At 68.5% G+C, this 20,879-nt stretch carries 26 protein-coding genes; 13 read left to right on the forward strand and 13 right to left on the reverse strand.

The genetic code is table 11. The annotated features are described in order from the left end of the window. Entirely contained in the window at positions 1–564 is a 564-nt protein-coding gene (locus EV643_RS32770; protein ID WP_166665666.1) for a TlpA family protein disulfide reductase, read from the reverse strand. Positions 565–651: 87 nt separating this feature from the next. Between EV643_RS32770 and EV643_RS32775 the strand changes: the two genes are divergently transcribed. Continuing rightward, positions 652–1,830 carry a DUF3179 domain-containing protein gene (locus EV643_RS32775; protein WP_238165952.1) on the forward strand — a complete coding sequence of 393 codons (1,179 nt, stop codon included), beginning with the start codon at positions 652–654 and terminating at the stop codon, positions 1,828–1,830. Between the two features lie 12 nt (positions 1,831–1,842). Here EV643_RS32775 and EV643_RS32780 read toward each other — a convergent pair whose 3' ends face one another. Next, positions 1,843–2,247, reverse strand: coding sequence for a hypothetical protein (locus tag EV643_RS32780; RefSeq protein WP_133804069.1), 405 nt, complete (start codon positions 2,245–2,247; stop codon positions 1,843–1,845). Between the two features lie 112 nt (positions 2,248–2,359). On the opposite strand from EV643_RS32780, the gene EV643_RS32785 reads away from it, so the two are divergent. From EV643_RS32785 to EV643_RS32795, 3 genes are all read left to right on the forward strand, one after another. Further along, entirely contained in the window at positions 2,360–2,854 is a 495-nt protein-coding gene (locus tag EV643_RS32785; RefSeq protein WP_370452413.1) for a DoxX family protein, read from the forward strand. Positions 2,855–2,951: 97 nt separating this feature from the next. Then, a complete protein-coding gene (locus EV643_RS32790; RefSeq protein WP_133804070.1) occupies positions 2,952–3,434 on the forward strand; it encodes a hypothetical protein in 483 nt (160 codons plus the stop codon). Beyond that, positions 3,431–4,231 carry a Crp/Fnr family transcriptional regulator gene (locus EV643_RS32795; RefSeq protein WP_133804071.1) on the forward strand — a complete coding sequence of 267 codons (801 nt, stop codon included), beginning with the start codon at positions 3,431–3,433 and terminating at the stop codon, positions 4,229–4,231. The genes EV643_RS32790 and EV643_RS32795 overlap by 4 nt, the downstream gene beginning before the upstream one ends. A 12-nt stretch (positions 4,232–4,243) precedes the next feature. On the opposite strand, the gene EV643_RS32800 is transcribed toward EV643_RS32795, so the two are convergent. The 4 genes from EV643_RS32800 to EV643_RS32815 form a co-directional block, all read right to left on the reverse strand. After that, on the reverse strand, positions 4,244–5,101 hold the full coding sequence (locus EV643_RS32800) for an NAD-dependent epimerase/dehydratase family protein (RefSeq protein WP_133804072.1): 858 nt from the start codon (positions 5,099–5,101) through the stop codon (positions 4,244–4,246). Positions 5,102–5,162: 61 nt separating this feature from the next. Beyond that, the gene (locus tag EV643_RS32805) at positions 5,163–6,461 is read right to left on the reverse strand and encodes an NTP transferase domain-containing protein (protein ID WP_166665667.1); all 1,299 of its coding nucleotides are present in this window, start codon (positions 6,459–6,461) and stop codon (positions 5,163–5,165) included. 225 nt (positions 6,462–6,686) lie between these two features. Continuing rightward, on the reverse strand, positions 6,687–8,714 hold the full coding sequence (locus EV643_RS32810; protein ID WP_133804074.1) for a DUF222 domain-containing protein: 2,028 nt from the start codon (positions 8,712–8,714) through the stop codon (positions 6,687–6,689). A 50-nt stretch (positions 8,715–8,764) separates the two neighbouring features. Then, on the reverse strand, positions 8,765–9,358 hold the full coding sequence (locus EV643_RS32815) for a TetR/AcrR family transcriptional regulator (RefSeq protein WP_133804075.1): 594 nt from the start codon (positions 9,356–9,358) through the stop codon (positions 8,765–8,767). Positions 9,359–9,437: 79 nt separating this feature from the next. On the opposite strand from EV643_RS32815, the gene EV643_RS32820 reads away from it, so the two are divergent. Both EV643_RS32820 and EV643_RS32825 read left to right on the forward strand, forming a co-directional pair. Continuing rightward, positions 9,438–10,022, forward strand: a complete 585-nt coding sequence (locus tag EV643_RS32820) for a nuclear transport factor 2 family protein (protein WP_133804076.1) — start codon at positions 9,438–9,440, stop codon at positions 10,020–10,022. Next, complete coding sequence (locus tag EV643_RS32825; RefSeq protein ID WP_133804077.1) at positions 10,019–10,951, forward strand: SDR family NAD(P)-dependent oxidoreductase; 933 nt, start codon at positions 10,019–10,021, stop codon at positions 10,949–10,951. Before EV643_RS32820 ends, EV643_RS32825 begins: the two co-directional genes overlap by 4 nt. Here EV643_RS32825 and EV643_RS32830 read toward each other — a convergent pair. Then, entirely contained in the window at positions 10,940–11,572 is a 633-nt protein-coding gene (locus tag EV643_RS32830) for an anti-sigma factor family protein (RefSeq protein ID WP_133804078.1), read from the reverse strand. The two genes, EV643_RS32825 and EV643_RS32830, sit on opposite strands and share 12 nt — an antisense overlap. Beyond that, positions 11,569–12,087 (reverse strand): sigma-70 family RNA polymerase sigma factor, encoded by a 519-nt coding sequence (locus EV643_RS32835; RefSeq protein ID WP_238165953.1) that lies wholly within the window; start codon positions 12,085–12,087, stop codon positions 11,569–11,571. Before EV643_RS32835 ends, EV643_RS32830 begins: the two co-directional genes overlap by 4 nt. Positions 12,088–12,371: 284 nt before the next feature. Between EV643_RS32835 and EV643_RS32840 the strand changes: the two genes are divergently transcribed. Further along, the gene (locus EV643_RS32840; protein ID WP_166665668.1) at positions 12,372–12,749 is read left to right on the forward strand and encodes a COG4315 family predicted lipoprotein; all 378 of its coding nucleotides are present in this window, start codon (positions 12,372–12,374) and stop codon (positions 12,747–12,749) included. Here EV643_RS32840 and EV643_RS32845 read toward each other — a convergent pair. Next, positions 12,743–13,795 (reverse strand): response regulator transcription factor, encoded by a 1,053-nt coding sequence (locus tag EV643_RS32845; RefSeq protein ID WP_133804081.1) that lies wholly within the window; start codon positions 13,793–13,795, stop codon positions 12,743–12,745. The two genes, EV643_RS32840 and EV643_RS32845, sit on opposite strands and share 7 nt — an antisense overlap. 145 nt (positions 13,796–13,940) lie before the next feature. On the opposite strand from EV643_RS32845, the gene EV643_RS32850 reads away from it, so the two are divergent. The 5 genes from EV643_RS32850 to EV643_RS32870 all read left to right on the forward strand — a co-directional run bounded on the left by EV643_RS32850 (position 13,941) and on the right by EV643_RS32870 (position 16,876). After that, a complete protein-coding gene (locus tag EV643_RS32850) occupies positions 13,941–14,378 on the forward strand; it encodes a cupin domain-containing protein (protein ID WP_133804082.1) in 438 nt (145 codons plus the stop codon). Then, on the forward strand, positions 14,375–14,773 hold the full coding sequence (locus EV643_RS32855) for a DUF1304 family protein (RefSeq protein ID WP_133804083.1): 399 nt from the start codon (positions 14,375–14,377) through the stop codon (positions 14,771–14,773). Before EV643_RS32850 ends, EV643_RS32855 begins: the two co-directional genes overlap by 4 nt. Positions 14,774–14,789: 16 nt before the next feature. Further along, positions 14,790–15,395, forward strand: a complete 606-nt coding sequence (locus tag EV643_RS32860; RefSeq protein WP_133804084.1) for a hypothetical protein — start codon at positions 14,790–14,792, stop codon at positions 15,393–15,395. A gap of 126 nt (positions 15,396–15,521) precedes the next feature. After that, the gene (locus tag EV643_RS32865; protein WP_133804085.1) at positions 15,522–16,160 is read left to right on the forward strand and encodes a VOC family protein; all 639 of its coding nucleotides are present in this window, start codon (positions 15,522–15,524) and stop codon (positions 16,158–16,160) included. A gap of 101 nt (positions 16,161–16,261) precedes the next feature. Then, positions 16,262–16,876, forward strand: coding sequence for a SigE family RNA polymerase sigma factor (locus EV643_RS32870; protein ID WP_238165954.1), 615 nt, complete (start codon positions 16,262–16,264; stop codon positions 16,874–16,876). Positions 16,877–16,895: 19 nt separating this feature from the next. On the opposite strand, the gene EV643_RS32875 is transcribed toward EV643_RS32870, so the two are convergent. Both EV643_RS32875 and bla read right to left on the reverse strand, forming a co-directional pair. Beyond that, a complete protein-coding gene (locus EV643_RS32875) occupies positions 16,896–17,666 on the reverse strand; it encodes a TrmH family RNA methyltransferase (RefSeq protein ID WP_133804086.1) in 771 nt (256 codons plus the stop codon). Positions 17,667–17,891: 225 nt separating this feature from the next. Next, positions 17,892–18,782, reverse strand: a complete 891-nt coding sequence (gene bla / locus EV643_RS32880) for a class A beta-lactamase (protein WP_133804087.1) — start codon at positions 18,780–18,782, stop codon at positions 17,892–17,894. A gap of 106 nt (positions 18,783–18,888) precedes the next feature. Between bla and EV643_RS32885 the strand changes: the two genes are divergently transcribed. After that, positions 18,889–19,644 carry a class E sortase gene (locus EV643_RS32885; RefSeq protein WP_238165955.1) on the forward strand — a complete coding sequence of 252 codons (756 nt, stop codon included), beginning with the start codon at positions 18,889–18,891 and terminating at the stop codon, positions 19,642–19,644. A gap of 9 nt (positions 19,645–19,653) precedes the next feature. Here the strand turns inward: EV643_RS32885 and EV643_RS32890 are convergent, their stop codons facing one another. Together EV643_RS32890 and EV643_RS32895 are read right to left on the reverse strand one after the other, a co-directional pair. Then, a complete protein-coding gene (locus tag EV643_RS32890) occupies positions 19,654–20,076 on the reverse strand; it encodes a hypothetical protein (protein WP_133804088.1) in 423 nt (140 codons plus the stop codon). 52 nt (positions 20,077–20,128) lie between these two features. Further along, positions 20,129–20,857, reverse strand: a complete 729-nt coding sequence (locus EV643_RS32895) for an SAM-dependent methyltransferase (RefSeq protein WP_202869870.1) — start codon at positions 20,855–20,857, stop codon at positions 20,129–20,131. Positions 20,858–20,879 lie beyond the last annotated feature (22 nt).

Raw genomic sequence — 20,879 nt, forward strand, 5'->3', positions numbered from 1 at the left:
TCAGCCGATGAGCGCGGCGACCTTGTCGCGCAGCTCGTCGCCCCCGATGACGCCGGTGAACGTGACGTTGCCCTGGGCATCGAGGAGGACGTAGGTACTCTGCTGGGTCACCTCGAAGCGGCGCCAGATCGCGCCGTCGGGGTCGCCCAGGTGGGTGATGGCAGCGGTCATGGTTCGGTCCACGAATGGCTGCATGTTGTTCAGGTCGTCGAGGCCGGCCACTCCGAGGATGCCGATTCTCCCGGCGTACACCTGCTGGACGCTGAGGACATCAGGCGCCTCGGCGTGGCAGGTCGGGCACCAAGGCGCCCAGAACCACAGCAGGACCGGCTTCCCGGCGAGCGTGGCCGCGCTGAACGGTTTGCCGTCGAGTGTCGTGCCAGTAAAGGCCAGCTTCCCGGCCGACGCCGTGGAGGTTCGATCCGGTGCCGGGGTCGCCGCCGATGTGGCGCCGGAAGTCCCGGTGGCCGGGCTGACGTTCCTGTCGTCTGCTGCGCAAGCGGCCGTTCCGAGCAAGACGAAAAGCAGGGTCATGGCGGTCAGCAGGGGGCGGCTGATCCTCATGATCCGACGATGGCACATAGGCCGACGTCAGCGGTCTGTAAGCGCGATTACGGTGCAGTGACGGTCTGGACGGCGGATGCTGGGATCATGGCCGGATTGCGTCCGAGCCTGCGAGTGGCGGGATTGCTGCTGCTCGTGGTCGTCATCAGTGGCTGCGCGTCGACGGCATCCGACAGCGGTGTGGATCGGCCCGTCGAGGTGACCCAGGCCGCCCCTGACGGTGTCGAGGACGGACCGTCCGCGCTCGACGATCCTCGCGACCTGCGGCTGCCCAAACCGCTGATCGACCCGGATCAACTGCTGTCCGGCGGCCCACCACCGGACGGAATTCCGGCGATCGACAACCCCCGCTTTCAGCGTGCCCGTGACGTCGACTGGCTCGCCGAGAACGAGGCGGTGCTGGCGTTGAAGGTGGGCGGCGAGAGCCGTGCCTATCCGATCCAGATCCTGACCTGGCACGAGATCGTCAACGACACCGTGGCTGGGATCCCGGTCGCTGTTACCTACTGCCCACTGTGCAACTCCGGCATCGCCTTCGATCGCCGCGTCGGCAGCCGGACCCTGACCTTCGGTACGTCGGGAAAGCTGTATGCGAGCAATCTGGTGATGTACGACCGGCAGACCGAGTCGCTCTGGCCGCAACTGACCGGACAAGCAAGTCTTGGGGTCCTCACCGGCGCCATCCTCGACAGCTTTCCCCTCGCACCGGTCGCCTGGCGCGATTTCCGAGCCGACAACCCGAACGCGTGGACCCTGTCCCGCAGTACCGGCTTCGACCGCGACTACGGCCGCAATCCGTACGTCGGCTACGACGAGGCGGACAAGCCACTGTTTGACGCGCCAGGGGAAGACCCACGCCTACCCGCATTGGAACGTATCGTCGCCATCCCCGGAAAGCAGGAGACCATCGCGGTGGTCCGCGAATCCGTCACCCGAACCGGCGTCCGCACCATCACCATTGACAGGCGATCCCTAGTGGTCTGGCACCGGCCGGGACAGGCCTCCGCACTGGAGCGTGCCGACGTCTCCGCCGGCCGGGACATCGGCACAGTCGCGGTGTTCGAACCCGTGGCCGGCGGGCGCCCGCTGACCTTCAAGCCCGCGGGCGCCGGGTTCGTCGATGCCCAGACCGGTAGCCGGTGGAACATCCTCGGCCGCGCGACCGGCGGCCCACTCACAGGCAACCAGCTATCGGCCTACCCGTTCATCGACACCTTCTGGTTCACCTGGATCGCCTTCCAGCCGGACACCCAACTCATCCGCTGACCGTCAGCCGGGTCAGAACTGGATCGGGCATTTGAAGTCGTTCTCGGCGACCCGGGTGATCGTGACGTGACCGGCAGCGGCAGCAGCTTGCACCGCCGCCTCCGAGGTGAGCAGGTACGGCGTGACGTTCCAGGTGACGGCGAAGAACTTCCAGTCACCGCCGTGGTAGCCGGCCGAACCCGGGCCGACGGCGACCACGCCCTTCTGCGCATCGACTCCGCCCATCACCGCGTAGAAGTTGTCGCGACCGTCGTCGGGCGTCGCGGCCGGCGGGACGACGGTCCGCACCACGGCGCCATCGAGGTAGCAGCAGCCGTCCGGGAAGACGAAGGGCGGACGATCGGCCTGCGCGGTGGCGGGAAGCCCCAGCAGGACGAGGATCACAGCGGACACAATTGACAGCACACGCACCTTCATAGCGACCTCCTCGTGATGTCGAGGCAAACGCTAGTTCCGCTATCGGGGGCAGGCCCTTACGTAGTCCTTACGTCTGCCGCACAACGTCAATGGTTGAAATCGCTATAAGCAGGTGATCATTGAAGGTGACACCTCGCGACTGGGCGCGATCGACGCCGGCGCGGATGCCAGTCTCCTGCTGGAGGTCGTCATGGATGTCGTGGTGCTGATCGGCCGGATCCTGTTCGCCGCGCTCTTCGCCGTTTCCGCGATAGGGCACTTCGGTAAGACCGATGCGATGACCGGGTACGCGAAAAGCAGAGGCGTGCCCGCCGCGCGACTTGCCGTGCTGGGGGGCGGTGTCCTCCTGGTCCTCGGCACGGTCTCGGTGCTGCTCGGGATCTGGCCGGATCTGGGCGCGCTCCTGCTGGTCGTGTTCCTGGTCCCGACCGCGCTGCTGATGCACGGCTTCTGGAGAGAGTCGGATGCGCAGGCCAAGCAGACCGAACAAGTCCAGTTCTTCAAGGACACCGCACTCGCCGGCGCCTCGCTCATGCTGTTCGCGCTGTTCGCTTACGTCGGTGACGACCTCGGCCTGGTGATCGTCGGACCACTCTTCGACCTCTAGCGCCCGAACTGTAACCGCGGTCACCGACGCGACGCGGTCGTCCGGCGTACCGTCCTCGGTCGTCCACAGGATTCGTGCGGCTGGAGGAGGGCTTCTGATGTCTTCGGCAGGTACCACCACGAGCATGCGAGCACTACCCATGAGCCTGGTCACGGGCGCCGCCGCCGGCGTCGTCGCCGGGCTCCCGCTGGGCATCATCATGCAGCTCCGCGACGCCGACCCGAAGATGATGCCCGGCGTCCAGATGATCGAACAGGTTGGCGACCTCATCTCGGATCCCTCGACAGGTCTCGGCTGGCTTGTCCACCTGTTCAACTCCGCACTGTTCGGAGCGGTTTTCGTCCTGCTCCTCTCCCGCTGGCTCACCCAGCGCGGCCCAGCGATGATTCTCGGGCTGCTGTACGGAGCCGCGTGGTGGGTCGTCGGAGCGCTCTGGATCATGCCCGAGTGGCTGGGCATGGACGCCATGGTCTTCGAGATCGGCGCCAACCAGTGGTGGAGCCTGGCCGGCCACTTGATTTACGGCCTGCTGCTCGCCGTCGGCTACCTGATGGGTCGCGCCCAGCTGTCCAGAGCATGACCGAGCGGTACTGTCTGGTCGAGGGCCTCGATGCCCTCGACCGGCGGTCCGGAGGCTCATCCCCGCCCTGGGCGCCAGGACAACGCGAGGAGTGGGCCGACGTGGAACGAGCCACCGGCGACGACATCTGGTGCATGGCAGAAGTCGACATCTTCGCGGACCTCTCCGAGTCGGAGATGGAAGCCATTGCCGCCGCCGCGCCGATGAAGTCCTACGCGGCCGGTGAGCTGCTGTACTCGCCCCACCAACCGGTCGAGACTCTTTTCATCCTGAAGAAGGGCCGGGTCCGGATCTTCCGCGTTTCCCCCGACGGGCGAGCCCTGACCACTGCTCTGGTCATGCCGGGCACGGTCTTCGGGGAGATGATGCTGGTCGGCCAGCAGATGCACGACAACTTCGCCGAAGCCTTGGACGACGTCGTGGTCTGCATCATGAGTCGCGCCGACGTGCACCGGTTCCTGCTGTCCGATCCCCGCATTTCCGCGCGGATCTCGGAGATCCTCGGCCGCCGGGTCGCCGAGCTCGAGCGCCGGCTGAGTGACACCGTGTTCAAGAGTGTCCCGGAACGGATCGCGGGCACGCTCTGCCTGCTCGCCGCCGAGCAGCAGAAACGCCCGTTGGCGCGCGGCGTCCAGATCGCCCTCACCCATGAGCAACTCGCCGCCCTCACCGGCACCTCCCGCGAGACCACCACCAAGGTCCTCGGCGAGTACGCCGACCGCGGCCTGCTCCGGCTCGGCCGCGGAAAGATCACCATCCTCGATCCCGAAACGATCGCCGCCGAAGCAGGGCGGTGAGATCCGGGCGCTTCAGCCCACCGATCCTCGCCACGTGTGCTCCGGCTCGTAGCCGAGGACTCGCCTGGCCTTGTCGATGGAGAGGAGGGTCTCGTTCGGGGCGAAAGGCTTCTTGATCGGGACGTCGGGGAAGATCTCGGCCAGGAGTTCCTCGTTGGGCCGGGACATCACCGTGTCGGCGTTGGCGATGATGAAGACGTCGGTGCCGGTGCTGTCGAACTCGAGCGCCTTGCGGACCGCTTGGGCTCCGTCGCGGGCGTCGATGTAGCTCCACAGGTTCCACTTGCGCAGCCGGGCGTCGGCATCGAAGGACGGGAACCTCGCGTAGTCCTCGGGGTACATCACGTTCGAGAACCGCAGGCCGATCAGCTTGAGGTCGGGGTGCCAGCGGCAGAGTTGCCGGGCCAGTTCCTCCTCGAGCGTCTTGACCAGCGAATAGGTGCTGTTCGGCCGCGGCGGGTACTCCTCGTCGACCGGCACGTACGGCGGTGCCTCGTCGAACGGCAGCCCGAGCACGGTCTCACTCGACGCCCAGACGATGTTCCGTACGCCGGCCCGCAACGCGGCGGAGAACACGTTGTACGTCGCGGTCATGTTGTTCTGGAACGTCGCCGCGTTCGGCCGGAGACCAGGAGCCGGTACGGCGGCCAGGTGGACCAGTGCGTCGACCCCGTCGTGGCGGTCGTCGATCCCGGCCAGAGCCTCATACGCCTGTCCGAAGTCGGTCAGGTCCACCCGGGTGGAAATGATGCCGGTCCGCGCGGGCGGCGCCTGGTCCAGGGCGACGACCTCCCAGCCGTGATCGTGCAGGTGATCGACCACCGCCCGGCCGAGTTTGCCGCTGCTACCGGTCACCGCTACGCGTGCCATCTCCCACTCCCTTTCGTCTGTCCCAGATCATGCCTGCTCCCACCGCCTACTCGCGCATCGACTACTCGCGCATTGCCCGGAGCAGCAGGATGACGCCTCGGATGACGTCCAGGTTGGCTGCGACGGCGACCGCGATCAGGCCCCAGAGAGGGACCGTGAGGATGGCGGCGATGGCGAAGATGAGCAGGCGGAACTCGCGCCGGAAGAGGAGCCGTACGTCGGTGTCGCGGCCGACGGCGTGCACGTAGGAGACGAGGAGACATCCAGTCGCGGCGGCGAACCCCCAGGGCCAGGCGGATGGGGTGGGTCCGGTGGCGAGGATCAGGGCGAGCACGACCGCCAGGTCGGCGTACCGGTCGAGGAGGGTGTCGAGGGTGGCGCCACGACGGGACGCCGTACCGCTGACTCGGGCGAGTTCGCCGTCGACGCCGTCCAGGGCGGAGCCGAGTACGACGCCGAGGCCGCCGGCGATCATCAGCCAGGTGTTGCCGGTGGCAACCAATCCGGCGGCCAGCAGGGTGACGGCGAAGGCCAGAGCGGTCGCGAGGTCGGGCGTGAGGCCGGTGTGCAGGAGGACGCGGGTGAGCGGCCCGGAGATGCGCCGGTTGACGACCCGGGCGATGACGCCGTCGGTGGGTTTGGGTCCATAACGGCGCCACATGAAGCGCTCCAACGCGCGCACGGCTTCCGGCGTGTCCACGTCGGCCCACAGGCCGTGTACCTCCCGCGTTTGCATCGGCCGGCCGTTTGCGAGGAGTTGTTGCCGAAGTTCCAGCCAGGTCTCCGGCGGACGGGTCGCCACCGAGAGGACGTCGCTCGGCTCGACGACGGTCAGCCCCGCGTCCACCGCGTCGTACTGGATGAGGTCCGGTCCCAGGGAGGCGACGTGTCCGTCATCGCACAGGAGGACCCGGTTCGGCCGGATGCCGCTGAGGCCGACGACTTGGCGATCTAGGTCGCGGTCCACCGCCGCCACGTTGCCGGCGGTCGTCTCGGTCAGCCGCCGTACGTCGTCCGCCTCGAACACGTGGTCGCCCATCACCACCAGGCAGCGTTGGTCGCCGACCTCGCGGAGCCCGGCCAGGACGGACGAGGCGGTGCCCTGCTGCCAGTCGGGATTCGTTACCACTTCAACTTTTAGGTTGCGCGCCTTGACCGCGGCGATGACGTCTTCGCAGCGGTAGCCAACCACGACGACGATGCGTTCGACACCGGCCTGCTGCAGCACTTTGGTACAGCGTTCCAGCAGGCTGATCCCGCCCACCCGGCGCAACGCCTTCGGATTAGCCGAACGCATCCGGAGCCCTCGCCCGGCGGCGAGCAGCAAGGCGACGCGCACGGTCACGGTTTCGTCGAGCATGGTCGGCCTCCCTTCGCATCTCATGATGCCTGGAAGCGGCGCCACCGAAAGAGCTCAGCCGCTCGCGGTCGGGCCAGCCGTTCACCGGACCGGCTGGATCCACGTGTCACAAAGTCGGCAGCCGAGTGCGCCGACATGCACAGCGTGTCGGGACAGCTGTCGAGCTCGTCCGCGGCTTGGGTTGTCGACGGCAACTCCGCCAGGTCGAACGGAGGGTGTAGGACCTCAGCCCGTGTGAAGCTTCTGTTGAGCCCGGAGCCGTGACCGCGCCATCGCCGCCGTCCATCGGTGCCGGGCTCGGTCGCCGGCCTCCGTGTGCGCCTCCGGGTGTGGCTGTGGCTGTGGGTGTGGCCCGGGCCGGCGTTCGGGGACGGGGATCGGGTCGCTTTCCCGGTAGCGGCGGCCGGTGGGGCTGATCCAGGTGTGGGTGCCGTCGGGGTGTTGGTGGATCTTCCAGCCGCCTTCGTGTTTGAGGCGGTGGTGGTGGCGGCATAGGCACTGCAGGTTGTCCGCGGTGGTGCGGCCGCCGGCGGCGAACGCGTCGCGGTGGTCGAGGTCGGTGAACTCGGCGGGCCGGTTGCAGCCGGGGAAGCGACAGGTGCGATCCCGGAGCCGGACATACCGGTCCAACGCAGCCGACGGTGTGTACCGGTCCGGATCGCTGTCGGGTGGCTGGTCGGTGACCCGAATATCGAGCCGCGAGCCGCCACGGCGAACCCCCGGTCCTGCCCCGGCTCCGGTACCGACTGTCGCTCCGACTTCAGCGGCGGCACCGGCACCGGCACTCGCACTGGCTCCGGTGGCGGCGTCGGCGAGGTTCGGTAGCAGGGTGTCGGTGAGGGCCTTGAGGAGGTGTTTGCGGAGCGAGTTCTGTGGGATCGGTCCGTAGTGTTCGGCTTCACCGCCGGTGCCTGTTTGTCCGTTGATCAGGGCTTGGAGTTCGGCCCCGGTGGCGTGGATGACCACCATCGCATCGGCGCCGTAGGCCGCCGCGTCCAACTCGTCGGCATCGTCGCCGTTGAACGGACTGTCGGCAGCACCGGACACCGGACCATCCCGGTCCGCGGAGGTGGTCCCGTCTCGGTCCGCCGAGGCCGTCCCGTCGTGGTCCGCGGAGGCGTTCCCGTCGTGGTCCGCCGGGGTGTTCTCGCCTGGTTCCGTGGGGGTGTTCTCGTTCGCCGGGGTGGCGTCTGTGCCCGTGGTACCGCGGTCGGTCGCGTCGTCGTAGTCGCGTGGGTTGTGGCTGGGTGCGCCGGTCGCTTCGTCGGTGGCGGGGTGGGCGGTGGTGTCGGCGGCGCCGGTGGGGGTGGTGGTGGGTTGTTTGGTGCGGGGGAGGAGCCGGTTCCGGGCGATGTCGGCGCGGAGTTGGTCCAGGGTGCGGGGGTCGCCGTTGCGGCGGCGGCGGACGGCGGCGCGGGACAGGCTGGTCATGATGGCGGCGGCGTCGAGGGCGTCTTGGGTGTGGATGAGGGCGGCGGTGCCGTGGTCGTCGGGGTGCATCCGGACGGCGCGTTCGTCCAGGGCGCGTTTGTGGGCCTTGTCGGTGGCGGCCGGGGACCGGCGGGCGACGATGGTCTGGGCGGCCTGCCGGATCCCTTGCAGCGGGTGCTTGCGGGCCCAGGCGAGGATCTCGGCCTCGGCGGCGCGGAGGTCGTCGAGGTCGTCCAGGACCGACAGTTCGGCCACGATGGTGAACGCGGCCCGCTCGGTCAGGTCGCCCTCGAGCAACGCGTGCCAGGTGGCGGGGAAGTTGTGGACCAGCTCGCAGGAGGTGTGGATCCGGCGGGTCGCGGCACCCCGGTGCAGGTTCAACACCAGACAGACCTCGTCGGACACCGACCGCAGATCACCCGCATGCCAGCGGCGTTCGCCGGGGGCAGCCTCGCGGTCGCCGGGTTCGGGGTGGCGGTGGCCGAGGTCGGCGGACACCCCGCGCAGCGTGTCGTCGAAGCCGGCGATCGCCTCGGCCTTCAACGCGGCCAGCCGGGCCTCGAGCCGGGTGATGGCATCGACCCGGTCCAGCCAGCCGCCGTCGGTCAACTGCGACGTGTCCTGAGAGACCACCGCGTCATACAGCGCAGAACCGCCAGCAGGATCATCCTCCACGTCGAACCGGCCCAAGACGCCGTGTTTGGCGATGGTGGTGTCGCTTAGAGGGGACGTGTTGTCGGGGTTGTGGGGTGAGCGGTCGGCCTGGCCCGGGGGTGGGCGCAGGGCTGCGTCCTCGGGGTGGGTGGCCAGGCATTCGCTCATGAGTCGAGCATATGTTCGACTACACTGCGAATCAAATCGGCTGCGTTAGGTCACGAGGTCGGGTGCAGTCGCTCGAAGGCTTCGTCAACGGCGCCCGGAACTCGGGCGGGGTCGTCGCCGACGGTCGCGCGGCCGGCGTAGTAGCAGGCGAGGGCTAGTTCGGCGGCTAGGAGGGCGGTGTCGGGGGTGGCGCCGGCGGTGGTTAGGAGCTTGGTGAGTTCGGTGGCGTAGCGGCGTTGTTTGGTGAGGCTGCGGGCCAGGAGTTCGGGGTGCTTGGCGACCAGGCGTTCGTGGTGGAGGTATGCCGTCGGCTGCTCGACCAATCGCTCGATGAAGGCGACGACGATTCGGCGTACCAGGGCCAGTGCGGCGGGGAGTGAGTCGCCGATCGGGGTGCCGGTGAGGTGTCCGGCGGCTTCCCTGACAGCTTGGTCGAGCTCGTTGTCGTCGCCGAAGACGACCTCCTGTTTGTCGCCGAAGTAGCGGAAGAAGGTGGCGCGGCCGACCTCGGCGCGTTCGGCGATGTCGGTCACGGTGACGCGGTCGAAGCCGCGCTCCTCGAAGAGTTCGAATGCTGCCGCGACGATCGCTTCCCGGGTGCGCTGCTGTTTGCGCTCGCGGAGCGTGGCCGGCTGGGTGTCCATTGCGTCATTCTAGCGATCGGGTATTGTTTGAGACTGAGTCCCACACGAGACTCAGAATCAACACAGGAGGAGAGGTGTCATGAGGAAGCGCATCTTCGCGCTGCTGGCCGTCGGGGCCGCGGCCGTCACCATCGCCGCGGTCGGCATCGGCAACGCCGCGGCCGAGACGAAGGGAACGGCAGAGATGACGGGAACGGCGGGAACGACTGAGCAGGCGGGGACGACTGAGGAAGGGAAGGGGAGCTCGGTGGTGAAGACTCTGCGGAACACGCACAAGATCACCGAGGCGCTGGAGCGGAAGGACCTGGAGACCGTGTCGGCGATGACCGCGGATCGGGCCGTCCTCCAGCACGCGCTGGCGCTGTCGGGGGATCGCGACGAGGCCGCGCGGTTCGTCGGCAAGGAACAGGTGATGGGCTACATCGGCGGCGTGTTCAGCACGTTCGGCACCATCAACTTCACCGACGTCCGGGTGACCGTCAGCGCCGACGGCCGGTCGTCCTTCGTCCAGGCGAACGGCGACTTCACCACAGCCGACGGACGCCCGTACCTGAACGTCTACCTGTTCCGCTACGACTGGCAGAACGGTCAGGCGGTCAGCATCGAGGAGTACGCCAACCCCATCACGTTCTGCCGGACCGTCGGCCACCCGACCTGCGCATGACCATCCTGCTGACGGGGCCGACCCGTGGTCTCGGTCGTGCCCTGGTCGACGTACTGTCGTCCCTCCGGCCGGCACCGCACCTGGTGCTGGCCGGACGGGATGAAGTTGCCCTCAGCAAACTTCAGCTCCCGAACACTGAGCCACTGCTGATGGATCTGGCCGATCTCCGATCCGTCCGGTCAGCCGCGGACACCATTGCCGCGGACGTAGATGCGGGACGCCGGCCGCCCCTGACAGCGGTGATCGCGAACGCCGGCATCCAGCTCACGGATCGCCTGCACGTCAGCGCCGACGGCCACGAGCTGACCTTCGCCGTCAACGTCCTGGCTCAGCACCTGCTCATCCGCCGCCTGCTCCCCGCCCTCGCCCCGAACGCCCACGTGATCCTCATCGGCAGCGGAACACACCGGGGTGGCTGGCGCTCCCTCGGCCTCGTCGCCCCACCTCGTTGGGAAGACCCGGCAGACCTTGCGCAAGCAGGGATCGGAGCCGACGCCAGTACTGCGGTCGCCGGCCAGCGCGCCTACGCCACCAGCAAGCTGGCTGTGGTCCTCCTGGCCCATGCCTGGCAACGCCGCCACGGCGATCGTCTGCGCGTGAACGTGTACGACCCTGGGCTGATGCCTGGCACCGGACTCGCCCGCGACATGACGCCCTGGCGCCAATGGGCCTGGCGCAACGTCATGCCCGCACTCCGCGTCCTCCCCGGCGTCACCTCACCCGCCGCGTCCGCCCGGAAGCTGGCGGCCTTGGCGATGGGCGACGTCCACGGCGACCTCCAAGGCTCGTACGTCGAAGTCGGCCGGGTCAAGCGCTCCTCGCCGGCGTCGTACGACCGAGCGGCTGAGGACCGCCTCTGGCAGGTCGCCGAGGAGCTCACCGAGGAGCTCACCGAGGAGCTCACCGAGGTCAGGCAGTCAGCGGGTTGAGTTGGTCAGGGTGATGAGCACGGTGTTGTCGGCGGTGACGACTTCGAGGTGATCGATGTCGGCCAGCGGGATCGACGTACTGGCGGGCACGTCGGCCTGGTCGTAGCCGGCTGTCGCCCACCAGCCGGTGACCTCCGAGGCGCCGGTGCGGGAGTGGACGAGCAGCTTGCAGTTCTGGCCCGGTTGGAGATCCTTCATGTGCAACTGGATGTCGGTTCCCCAGGGCTGATCGGTCATCACGGCCGTCGTGTCGATGCCGTCGACACCGTTCGTGGCCGTCCAAGTGACGGCGGATTCCGCGTCGGGCAGCAGTTGCCGGGCGAGCAGAGCCGCACCGAGCGCCAGCACGATCGCCGCGGCGGCGGCCAGGATCCAGCCGGTACGCCGCCGCGGCGCGGGCGGGGGTGGCCGCAAGGCAGGACTCGGATCCGGCTCGGTCTCCAGAGCGGCCAGGTCGTCGATCGTCAACGTGTGCAGCAGACCAGGCAGGGGAGCGAATTGGAGCAACTCGTCACGGCACCTCGTGCAGTCACGCAGATGCACCTCGGTCTCAAGGCGTTCGGCGGTGTCCAGCGCACCGAGAACATAGGCGCCGAGGGCAAACGTCTCCGGACACGTCATGGGCCCATCACCCCCCTCTCCTCCAGAGCGGCCCGCAAAGCGTGCAACGCGTAGTAGCTTCGTGATTTCACCGTTCCCGCTGGGACGCCGAGGACATCCGCCGCCTCGGCCACGGTCCGGCGCCGATAGAACAGCTCGATGATCACCTGGCGATGGTCGTGACTCAGCCCCCGCAGGACTTCGGCCACCTGCCAGGCCTGCAACACCCGGTCGATGTCGTCGCTGTCGGCCTCGAAATCCTCACCGGCGATCGGTACTTCGGCGACCCGGGCGGCCCGTCTGCGGTGGCCTGAGATGACCAGGTTCCTGGCCACCGTGAACAGCCACGGCCCGGCCCGGTCCGGTTCGAGGTCGGCCGAACTCTTCCAGGCGCGAGCCATCGTCTCCTGCACGATGTCCTCGGCGTACTGGTGGTCGCCGCCCACCGAACGCAGGACGTAACCGAACAGCGGCCGCCTGTACCGGTCGTACAGTGCGCGGATGACCGCCTCGTTCGGTTGCCCGTGCGGTGTCACTGCATCCACACCTTGGAATACGCGGTCCGGCCGCCGATGGTTCAACCTCCGCCGGAATTGAACCCAGCCGGCGCCGGCGGCGTACCAGCTCATGACCGGCCGTATCATCGCGGCCGGCCTGGAGAAAGGGACCGGAGATGAGCAAGTGGTTGCTTTTAGCAACAGGCGTTGCTGTCTTGGCAGCCGGGTGCGGAGGTGGCGATGGTGCCGAGGGCCCTGGCGCCGCACCGCCGGCCGATGGCTCGGCGGCGACCGGGGCCGTTGCCGTGAAGGAGGTGCCTGGTGTGGGTCAGGCATTGGTCGACAAGGCAGGGATGACGCTGTACTTCGCCGACCAGGAGGCTGACGGGTCGATCAAGTGCACCGACGACTGCCTGGGCTTCTGGTTCCCGGTCGCGCCGGACGCCAGTACAACGGACACCGGTACGGCGGGGTCGGTGCCCGGCCTCGCCGTCGTACGCCGGCCCGATACCGGCAAGGACCAGCTCACCTACCAGGGCAAGCCGCTCTATACCTTCAAGCTCGACAAGGCTGCCGGCCAGCACACGGGCCACAACCTCACTGACGACTTCGCCGGCACCACCTTCACCTGGCGCGCCGCGACCACCACCGCGACCACCGAGGCCCCGCCCGCCTCCGACCCCGGCAACTACGACTACTGAGAAGCCGTCAGGTCGTCCGGGCGGAGGGTGGCGACGAGTTCTGCGCGGCTGCGGACGCCGACCTTGGTGAAGGCCGCCTTGAGGTGGTCCTGCACGGTGTGCGGGGAGATCGACAGCCGGTCCGCGATCCCGGCGGTGCTGTGGCCGGAGATCACCTCGAGGCAGATCTCGCGCTCCCGGGAGGTCAGCCCGTACGCCGCGAGCAGCATGCCGACCAGGTGATGTCCGCCGGCCGGCTCGATCGTCACCACCACCTCCGGCAGCGCGTCATCGCTGATGAGCCGGCTGGCCTGCATGACCACCCAGCCGCCCGTCGCCGCCTGGACGCGAGCCTCGAACGTGCCCGATTCGGCGGCCAGCGCCCCGGTGACCAGGGCCCGAAGCAGAACCCGGGACCGGCCGGGCGCGATCTGGTCCAGCTCGTCCTGCCAGGCGGACGCGGCCGGGGTGAGAGCACGCGGCTCGCCTCGCGGCCCGGTCACCACGATTGCGGGACCCGGTACGCCGCGGTGCCCGTGCGCCCCGGTTCGTACCGCGATCCTGGTCGCGGCCGCGATCACCGGTGACACCGAAGCAAGGAAGTCCACCTCCCGATCGGTGAACTCGCTGCCGCTGCGAACCAGTCCAGCGCCACCCCAGCAGGAGCCGTCGACGGTGAACACAGCCCGTACTTCGTGGTCGAGCCCGAGTGGTCGCCACACCTCGTTGAGCCTGCGATGGCCGATGACCTCCCGGTACGGCAGATCCGACAGGCGCGCCACCGGGAACGACCTGCGCGCCAGCTCCGCGAACGAGTGCCGGTCGGTCCCGGCGTACTCGGCTTCGGCCAGCAGGGGTTCGTACTCGGGCGGGATGCGATTCCGGCCGCTGGTCATCGTGCTGAGCACCAAGGTGTCCGGGTCGATCGTCGCCCAGCAGGTCAGCTCGCAGTTGACGACCTGATCGACCACGTCGATCGCGGCCGCGTGCAGTTCGGCCACACCGAGTCCGGACACCGCGAGTGCGGCGATGTCCCTCCGTGCGGTGCGCGCCCGGCCCTCCCACATGGGCTCAGTATGCGCCGGTCGCGGCCGCGCGCCCATCCCCGAAATGTGGGGATTCGGGAGTCCGATCGAGCCCTGCTGCACGGGATGGATCGGCCCGTTGACGGTTCCTAGCGTGGTCGGCAGTCAACGCATTTGGAGGGACACCATGACAGAGTCGGTTCACTTGAGTACGGCGGGTACCGGGGCTGAACTCACCGCCCCGGATGCCACCGTCACGGTCAAGATCGGCGGCGAGCACACCGGCGCGCAGTACGAGCTCTTCGAGATCGACGCACCGCGTGGGCAGGCGGGGCCGCCGCATCGGGAGGCCTGGAGCAAGGCCTTCTACGTGTTGCAGGGGCGGATCCTGGTGCAGGCCGGCGACCAGGGCTACGACCTCGGACCGGGATCCTCGATCACGATCCCGGCCGGCACCGTGAACACCTTCTCGGTGCTGACGCCGGCGGCGAAGTTCCTCGCCATCAGCCAGAGCGACGGTATGGGCCGCTTCTTCGCCGACCTCGACCGGGTGGACGCCGACGATCCCGAGGCGCTGGCCGAGCTCGTCGGGCGGCACGGCGTGACGTTTGCGGAACAGTCATGAACAGCGTTACCCAGATCGCCGCACTGGTCGGCGCCGTTGCGTACATCGGAGCGGCTCCCCTGGAGTTGTTCTTCTTCAACCGGCCCGCAGTGCAGAGGTTCCTGCACGTGGAGGCCGACAACCCCGCCGACGTGCGGATGTGGGCCTTCGTCGTCGGCTTCCGCAACCTGCTCGCCGGCATCGCCACGATCGTCGGACTCATCATCTACCGCACCGGCGACGAAGCTGTCGGCACGGCCGTCGTCGTGACGGCGTGCGGCTACATGCTGCTCGCCAGCCTTGCGATGGGAATCGCTGATGCGCTCGGGTACTGGCGACCTCGCGGCGGCAGCGTGTTCGGCACCGTCGGTTCGAGCCTGCCACCGCTCATCGCGCTGATCGCAGCGACCGGGTAACGGAAGGGGCACGCCCATGACGACCCAGGTCCCCGTGGGAGCAACCAAGCTCAGCGCTGACCGGCGCCGGGCCCTCAAGCTGACCCTGCTCGGCGGGCTCTGCGGACTGGCGTGGGCCGCGGGCCTGCGCGGGTTCATGGCACAGATCGTCCACGAGGAGTCCCGCGTCACCTGGTCCGGCACATTCGGCTGGATCCTGCTTCCCGGCCTGGCGATCGGGCTGCTGCTGGGGTTCGCCGAGCATGTTCGCAGGACGGGAGGGCGGCCCGGTTGGCGCTGGCTGGCCCTCTCACCCCTGCTCTTCGCGGCGATCCTGTTCAGCAACCCCCTCGACATGCTGCAGATCTTCGAGGACGGCCTCGGTGGCGGTGCGGTCGGCGTACCGCTGTTCGGCATGGCGGGCGGCTACGCAGTCTCGGGACGCGGCCCTCTATGGGGCCGGTTCGTCTGCGGCCTGCTGGCCGCTGCGGTGGTGCCCATCTGGGCCCTCACCGTGGAGTCCTTCGCCGGTGCCGACCTGGCGCTCACCACCCCACGCGGCCTGTGGGTGGCCCTGTACTACTACTCGTTCATGGCGCTGCTCATGCTCGCCAGCGCCATTCCACACCGTGAGGTGACCTGAGGGCGCGTGCGCTCGCGATCTCGTACAGGAAGGAGTTGACCGGAGTCGCGTGCCGGATTTGCCGCCTGCGGCGCCCGCTCGAAAATGATCCACTACCGCTCCCGCCTGCCGAAGTAGCCTCGGGCCATGGCTGATCCCCTACTCGATCACTTGGTCCTTGCCACGGACGACCTAGAGAGCACCGTCGCGGCCTTCCAGGCGGCAACAGGCGTGGTGCCAGCGGCAGGCGGGCGACACGTGGGGCTGGGGACGCGTAACTACCTTGTCGGGCTGGGACCGACCGCCTACCTGGAGATCATCGGGCCGGACCTGCAGCAAGCCGAGGTGGAGCCGGGGAACATGCCGTTCGGGGTGGGCGAGGTGCGGGGTACGCGGCTGGTGACGTGGGCGGTCCAGCCGGTCGATCTGGAGGCGTCGTTGACGGCGGCCCTGGAGGCTGGTGTGGATCTGGGCGAGATCCGGCCGATGTCGCGCGCGACCCCGGCTGGGGATGTGCTGAGTTGGCGGCTTGCGTCGACCCATCCGGCGCCCTTCGACGGATTGGTGCCCTTCCTGATCGACTGGGGCTCGACTCGCCATCCAGCGGAATCCGGCCTGCCGCAGGTCTCGCTACTGAACTTCACCGCGACCCACCCGGACCCGCCAGCAGTAGCAGTAGCCCTCGATGCGTTAGGCGTCACTTTGCCGATCGCTACGGGCCCGGTCGCCCTGTACGCCGAGGTTCGCGGCCCAGCAGGCGTGGTCGCCCTGGACGACCTCACGTGACCCCGGCAACCGCTGTCGCGGGTTGAGAGTGGGACGACAGCCGGTTGAAAGGGCGGCACTGAATCCTCCCGAGTAAGACATCGCTCACTCGGGAGGCAGCCGTGAGCGTCCAGACGTTCACCGACATCACAGTCCGAAAACCAGCCCGATCCCCAGTCCTCACCACCGTGCGGACCGCGGTCCGGGTCTCGTCACCCGCACCTGCTCGTACGGCGGTCGAGTTCAGCGACTTCGTGGCCACCCGGTATCGGGCGCTGCTCGGGACCGCATACCTGCTCACCCGCGATCGCGGTCTCGCCGAGGACCTGGTGCAGACCGCGCTGGCGAAGTGCTGGATGTCCTGGCACCGGATCGAGTCCGACGAGCCCGACGCCTACGTCCGCCGGGTCCTGATCAACACCTTCCGCGGCACCTGGCGGCTGAAGCGCGGCAAGCGCGAGTACTCGACGGATGTCCTTCCCGAGATCCCGCGGAGTGGGGAACCCACCGACTACGAGACCAGCGACCGCCGGGCCGCCCTGCTGACCGCGCTCGCCCGCCTGCCTCTCCGGATGCGCGTGATGGTCGTACTTCGCTACTTCGAGGACCTCACCGAAGCGGCGACCGCGGACGCGCTCGGCTGCTCGATCGGCAACGTCAAGAGCCAGACCAGCCGCGCCCTCACCAAGCTCCGGCAGGACCCTGCCCTTACCGACCTATGGCTCCCAAATGCCTGATACAGCCTGGCGGGGCTCATCAGCGGCGGTTGGCGACCTCGAACGCGACCACGGCGGCGGCGACAGCGACGTTGAGGGACTCGACGCCGTTGTGCAGCGGGATGCGGAGGTCGGTGTCGGTGCGGACCGAGATGCCGTGGGTCTCGCCGCCGAGGACGAACACCGAGCGTGCCGCCAGGTCGGTGCGGAAGAGCGACTTCTGGGACCGCGCCGACAGGCCGTACACGTGGTACCCGGCCGACCGGAGCGAGTCCACCGCGCCCTGGGCGGTCGGCGCGTTCACGATCGGGGCCTGGAACGCGACGCCGGCCGAGGCCTTGATCACCAGCGGCCCGACGTGCGGCGTACCGGCTCTCGGCAGGATCACGCCGTCGAACCCGGCGCCCGTCGCTGTGCGGAGGATCATCCCGACGTTGCCCGGATTCGTCACGCCGTCGAGCAGGAACACCTTGGTCGGGCGCTTCCCGCGATTGCGGATGAAGTTCTGCAGTGGCGTCATCCGGGGCGCGTCGACGTCGGCGACCACGCCCTGGTCCTGTTTCCCGTTGCCCGCGAGCCACTTCACCCGGGTCGACGTGGCCCGCTCGACCGGCGTACCGAGTCGTTTCGCGGCCGTCAGGATCTCGTCCAGCGAGTGCCCGCCTGCGTTGTCCGCGACCACGACCTTGGCGACCGACAGCCCTGGGTCGTTGAGCGCCTCGAGCACCGGCTTCCGCCCGTAGATGGTGATCCACTTGTCCCGGGGCGACAACTCCGCCCGGTCCCCGGATTCACCAGTACGCCGACTCACGGCGCCACCTTACCGCCGTCCCCGTACTCATCTGCCGGTCGCGTGGTGAGCTCGTCGGCCGGGTGCAGGTGTGGGCAGCAGGGACCGCCGCAGAAGCGGTAGTGCTTCGGGCTGCACCACGGCTTACATTCGTCCTCGTGCTGCTCCACGGGCAACTGCTCGACGCTCATCATTACCTTCCACTGTCACCCCGGGACCAGGTTGGTCCGCTGAGGCGCGCCGATGTTACCGGCGTCCGAGGGCCTGGGCCAGGGCGGTGGCGGTCGAGGCGATGATTGCCTCGTCAGTGACCTGGGTGGGCTGCGAGCGATTGGTGTAGATGGCGAGGATCAGCGGTGCACCGCTCCGCGGGTGCGCGATCGCGATGTCGTTCGCGCTCCCGTAACTGCTCGACGTACCGGTTTTGTCGCCGACGATCCAGGTCTTGGGCAGGCCCGCGCGGATCCGCTTTCCACCCGTCCTGGCGGCGCGCATCCAAGCGATCAGCGCAGTCCGGTCGGCGGGGTGGAGGCCGCCGCCGACCGTCAGCATGCGCAGGGATCGGCCGGCCGCGGTTGGCGTGGTGGTGTCGCGGCGTTCGGACGGCGACCAGTTGTTCAGTTCGATCTCCCAGCGGTCGAGCCGGGTGACCGGATCGCCGAGGCGGCGGATGAAGCAGGTCAGACCGTCCGGCCCACCGATCTGCTTCAGCAGAACGTTCGCCGCGGTGTTGTCGCTGACGCAGATCGCCGCCCAGCAGAGTTCCGCGACCGTCAATCCGTCGTCGATGTGCTGCGAGGTGATCGGTGAATTCGCGACCAGGTCGGCCTTGGCCCAGGTCAGCCGTTTGCGGAGCAGCCCTGGTTCGCAGTACCGGCTCCGGTCGAGCATGGCGGCGCCGAGGAACGCCTTGAAGGTGGAGAGCACCGGGAAGCGTTCGTCGCCGCGGTACCGGACGGTCCGGCCGTTGCCGACGTCGAGCGCGTAGGCGCCGATCCGGCAGTCCTTGTCCCGTTCGAGGTCCTGCAGCCGGCCCTTCAAGTCGTACTGCGTACCGGTGGCCGACGCGGCCGGCAGGGTGCTCGTGGCCAGTGCGGCGGCGCCGATCAGTACTCCACGACGAGACAGCCGGATCAACGTCCTACCTCCTCAACTCGGGCCGGTCGAGCCTACCCAGGGATGGGTTCGCGGGTGGAGGCGGGATTTCGGTGGGCTTTCGGGGATGCGAGCTACCTTCGAAACCATGGTGAGGCGGTTGGTCGGTGCTGTGCTGCTCGCGGCGGCGCTGACGTCGTGCTCGGATGTGGAACTCGCTGACACGGGGTCTACGGCGACGCCAGCCGGTACGCCGACGGCTGGTACGACGGATGGAACGCCTGGTACGCCGACCGCCGGCGGGCCGACGACCGCGCCTTCTACTACTCCGACTGCACCGCCGCCGACCGTCGCACCGACATCGCCGGAGCCGACCGCTGAGCGGACGATGACGACGACCCCGGTCCGGCTCGGCATCCCCGAGCTCGGGTTGAGCGGGCTGCGGGTGGTCGCCTACACCGGTACCGCGGACGATCTCCCCGGGACGCGGATCCAGGACCGGGGCGCAGCCGCGTCACCCAGGGGTCCGCGGGGCGGGGTCGGGCCGGGCGAGGTCGGCAACTTCATCATCACCGGGCATCGCACCACCCACGGCCGCCCCTTCGGCCGGTTGCCCGAGGTCCGCAACGGCGACCACGTCCTGATCACCGCCAACGGGACCGTGTACGACTACGTGATCTTGCAGACGATGACGATCTCGTTCCGCAAGCCCGCTGAGCTCGCGCAGCAGAACGCTGCCGTCCCCGGTCGACCCGGCGAGGTCGCCACCCGCGCGATGATCACTCTCTCCACCTGCAGGACCCTCGAGGACCATGCCGAGGGCAACTACTGGAAAGACGCCCTGGGGAACCCCGAGCACCGCATCAACAAGATCGGCGTCCTGGTCTCCACCCGACCGGCCTGAACCAAGGTCTTAAGAGCGGCCGAACTTCCACCACTTGGGCTTGTTGGCCTTGATCTCGTCGTCGGTGAGCGGCGGTGGGACGGGCGGCCTGGACTCCTCGGTGAGGAAGTTGCCGGACTCGGTGTCGTACGGGGTGACGCCGAGGCGGTGGCTGATCTCCATCACGACCGGGATCGAGCGCGGCCCGTCGTTCAGGTAGAAGGTGATGTCGCGGACCTCGACGCCCTTGCCGATCGTCATCTCGACGTCGTACTCGTCACTCCGCAGGAGCAACCAGGACTTCTTGCTCGCATCCACGCCCGGTACCACCTCGCGGACCACGCCGACCACGTCGTCCGCGGTACCGAGGGAAGGCGGTTCGTAGCCGTCCGGAATGTCCTCCAGCCGCCGGACACCGCCGGGACCGCGCATCGCATAGATAGCCCAGCTCATGCCCCCAGCATTCCCCAGTTCGTCAAGTCGCCCAACCCCGCCCCCGGCCGGATCACAGTTTCCGGGCCGTGAGGAGGGCGAACGTGAGGTACTCGCCCTGGTCGGCCTCGAGCATCTCGACCGTGGCGTCGGGGGTACCGTTGCGGGCGGAGACGGCGCGGGACCAGGTGAGCCAGTCGCGCCAGCCGTTCTCCTGCAGCCGCGCGGACGTGACGTCGACGAGCTCGGTGATCTCCCAGTGGAACCGCCACCAGTCGGCCGTGTGCCAGGCGATCGCCTCCCAGCCGACCAGTTTCTTGATGTGGTCCGGGATGTACCCGAGGTCGCGGATCTCCTTCCGCATCGCCGGGGTCGCGACGCCCAGCTGTCCACCCGGTTTGAGGAAGCCGGTCAGGTACGCGAGGTAGCCGTCCGCGGTACCGAAGTACTCGTAGGCGTCCACGCACACGATCGCGTCGAAGAACTCACGCGCGAACGGCAACGCATGCGCCTCCGCCTTCAACGGCGTGATGTCGAGGCCGGCGAACCCCGCGGCGACCTCGGTCGGGTCCACCCACAGATCGGCGGCCCACACCTGTACGCCGTACTCCTTCGCCAGGAACACACTCGTCCGCCCCTTGCCCGACCCCAGATCGAGCACCCGCATCCCCGGTCGCAGGTCGAGATCGCGGGCCAGATCCTCCAGCAACCACAACGGATGCGGCCCCATGTCCCCGCCCAGCACCCACTCGTCGTCGTACTTCGCCGCCCGCGGGTACTCAGCTCGCTCAAAGGTGTCCACGGGCCGCAGGGTAGCGCCTGGA

Origin of the sequence: Kribbella caucasensis (genome assembly GCF_004361855.1) — a bacterium.
GTDB lineage: Bacteria > Actinomycetota > Actinomycetes > Propionibacteriales > Kribbellaceae > Kribbella > Kribbella caucasensis.

Coding starts and splice junctions, on each gene's coding strand:
- EV643_RS32770 (WP_166665666.1), bottom strand. CDS start 564: ATGAGGATCAGCCGCCCCCTGCTGACCGCCATGACCCTGCTTTTCGTC.
- EV643_RS32775 (WP_238165952.1), top strand. CDS start 652: ATGGCCGGATTGCGTCCGAGCCTGCGAGTGGCGGGATTGCTGCTGCTC.
- EV643_RS32780 (WP_133804069.1), bottom strand. CDS start 2,247: ATGAAGGTGCGTGTGCTGTCAATTGTGTCCGCTGTGATCCTCGTCCTG.
- EV643_RS32790 (WP_133804070.1), top strand. CDS start 2,952: ATGTCTTCGGCAGGTACCACCACGAGCATGCGAGCACTACCCATGAGC.
- EV643_RS32795 (WP_133804071.1), top strand. CDS start 3,431: ATGACCGAGCGGTACTGTCTGGTCGAGGGCCTCGATGCCCTCGACCGG.
- EV643_RS32800 (WP_133804072.1), bottom strand. CDS start 5,101: ATGGCACGCGTAGCGGTGACCGGTAGCAGCGGCAAACTCGGCCGGGCG.
- EV643_RS32805 (WP_166665667.1), bottom strand. CDS start 6,461: ATGCTCGACGAAACCGTGACCGTGCGCGTCGCCTTGCTGCTCGCCGCC.
- EV643_RS32810 (WP_133804074.1), bottom strand. CDS start 8,714: ATGAGCGAATGCCTGGCCACCCACCCCGAGGACGCAGCCCTGCGCCCA.
- EV643_RS32815 (WP_133804075.1), bottom strand. CDS start 9,358: ATGGACACCCAGCCGGCCACGCTCCGCGAGCGCAAACAGCAGCGCACC.
- EV643_RS32820 (WP_133804076.1), top strand. CDS start 9,438: ATGAGGAAGCGCATCTTCGCGCTGCTGGCCGTCGGGGCCGCGGCCGTC.
- EV643_RS32825 (WP_133804077.1), top strand. CDS start 10,019: ATGACCATCCTGCTGACGGGGCCGACCCGTGGTCTCGGTCGTGCCCTG.
- EV643_RS32830 (WP_133804078.1), bottom strand. CDS start 11,572: ATGACGTGTCCGGAGACGTTTGCCCTCGGCGCCTATGTTCTCGGTGCG.
- EV643_RS32845 (WP_133804081.1), bottom strand. CDS start 13,795: ATGTGGGAGGGCCGGGCGCGCACCGCACGGAGGGACATCGCCGCACTC.
- EV643_RS32850 (WP_133804082.1), top strand. CDS start 13,941: ATGACAGAGTCGGTTCACTTGAGTACGGCGGGTACCGGGGCTGAACTC.
- EV643_RS32855 (WP_133804083.1), top strand. CDS start 14,375: ATGAACAGCGTTACCCAGATCGCCGCACTGGTCGGCGCCGTTGCGTAC.
- EV643_RS32860 (WP_133804084.1), top strand. CDS start 14,790: ATGACGACCCAGGTCCCCGTGGGAGCAACCAAGCTCAGCGCTGACCGG.
- EV643_RS32865 (WP_133804085.1), top strand. CDS start 15,522: ATGGCTGATCCCCTACTCGATCACTTGGTCCTTGCCACGGACGACCTA.
- EV643_RS32885 (WP_238165955.1), top strand. CDS start 18,889: ATGGTGAGGCGGTTGGTCGGTGCTGTGCTGCTCGCGGCGGCGCTGACG.
- EV643_RS32890 (WP_133804088.1), bottom strand. CDS start 20,076: ATGAGCTGGGCTATCTATGCGATGCGCGGTCCCGGCGGTGTCCGGCGG.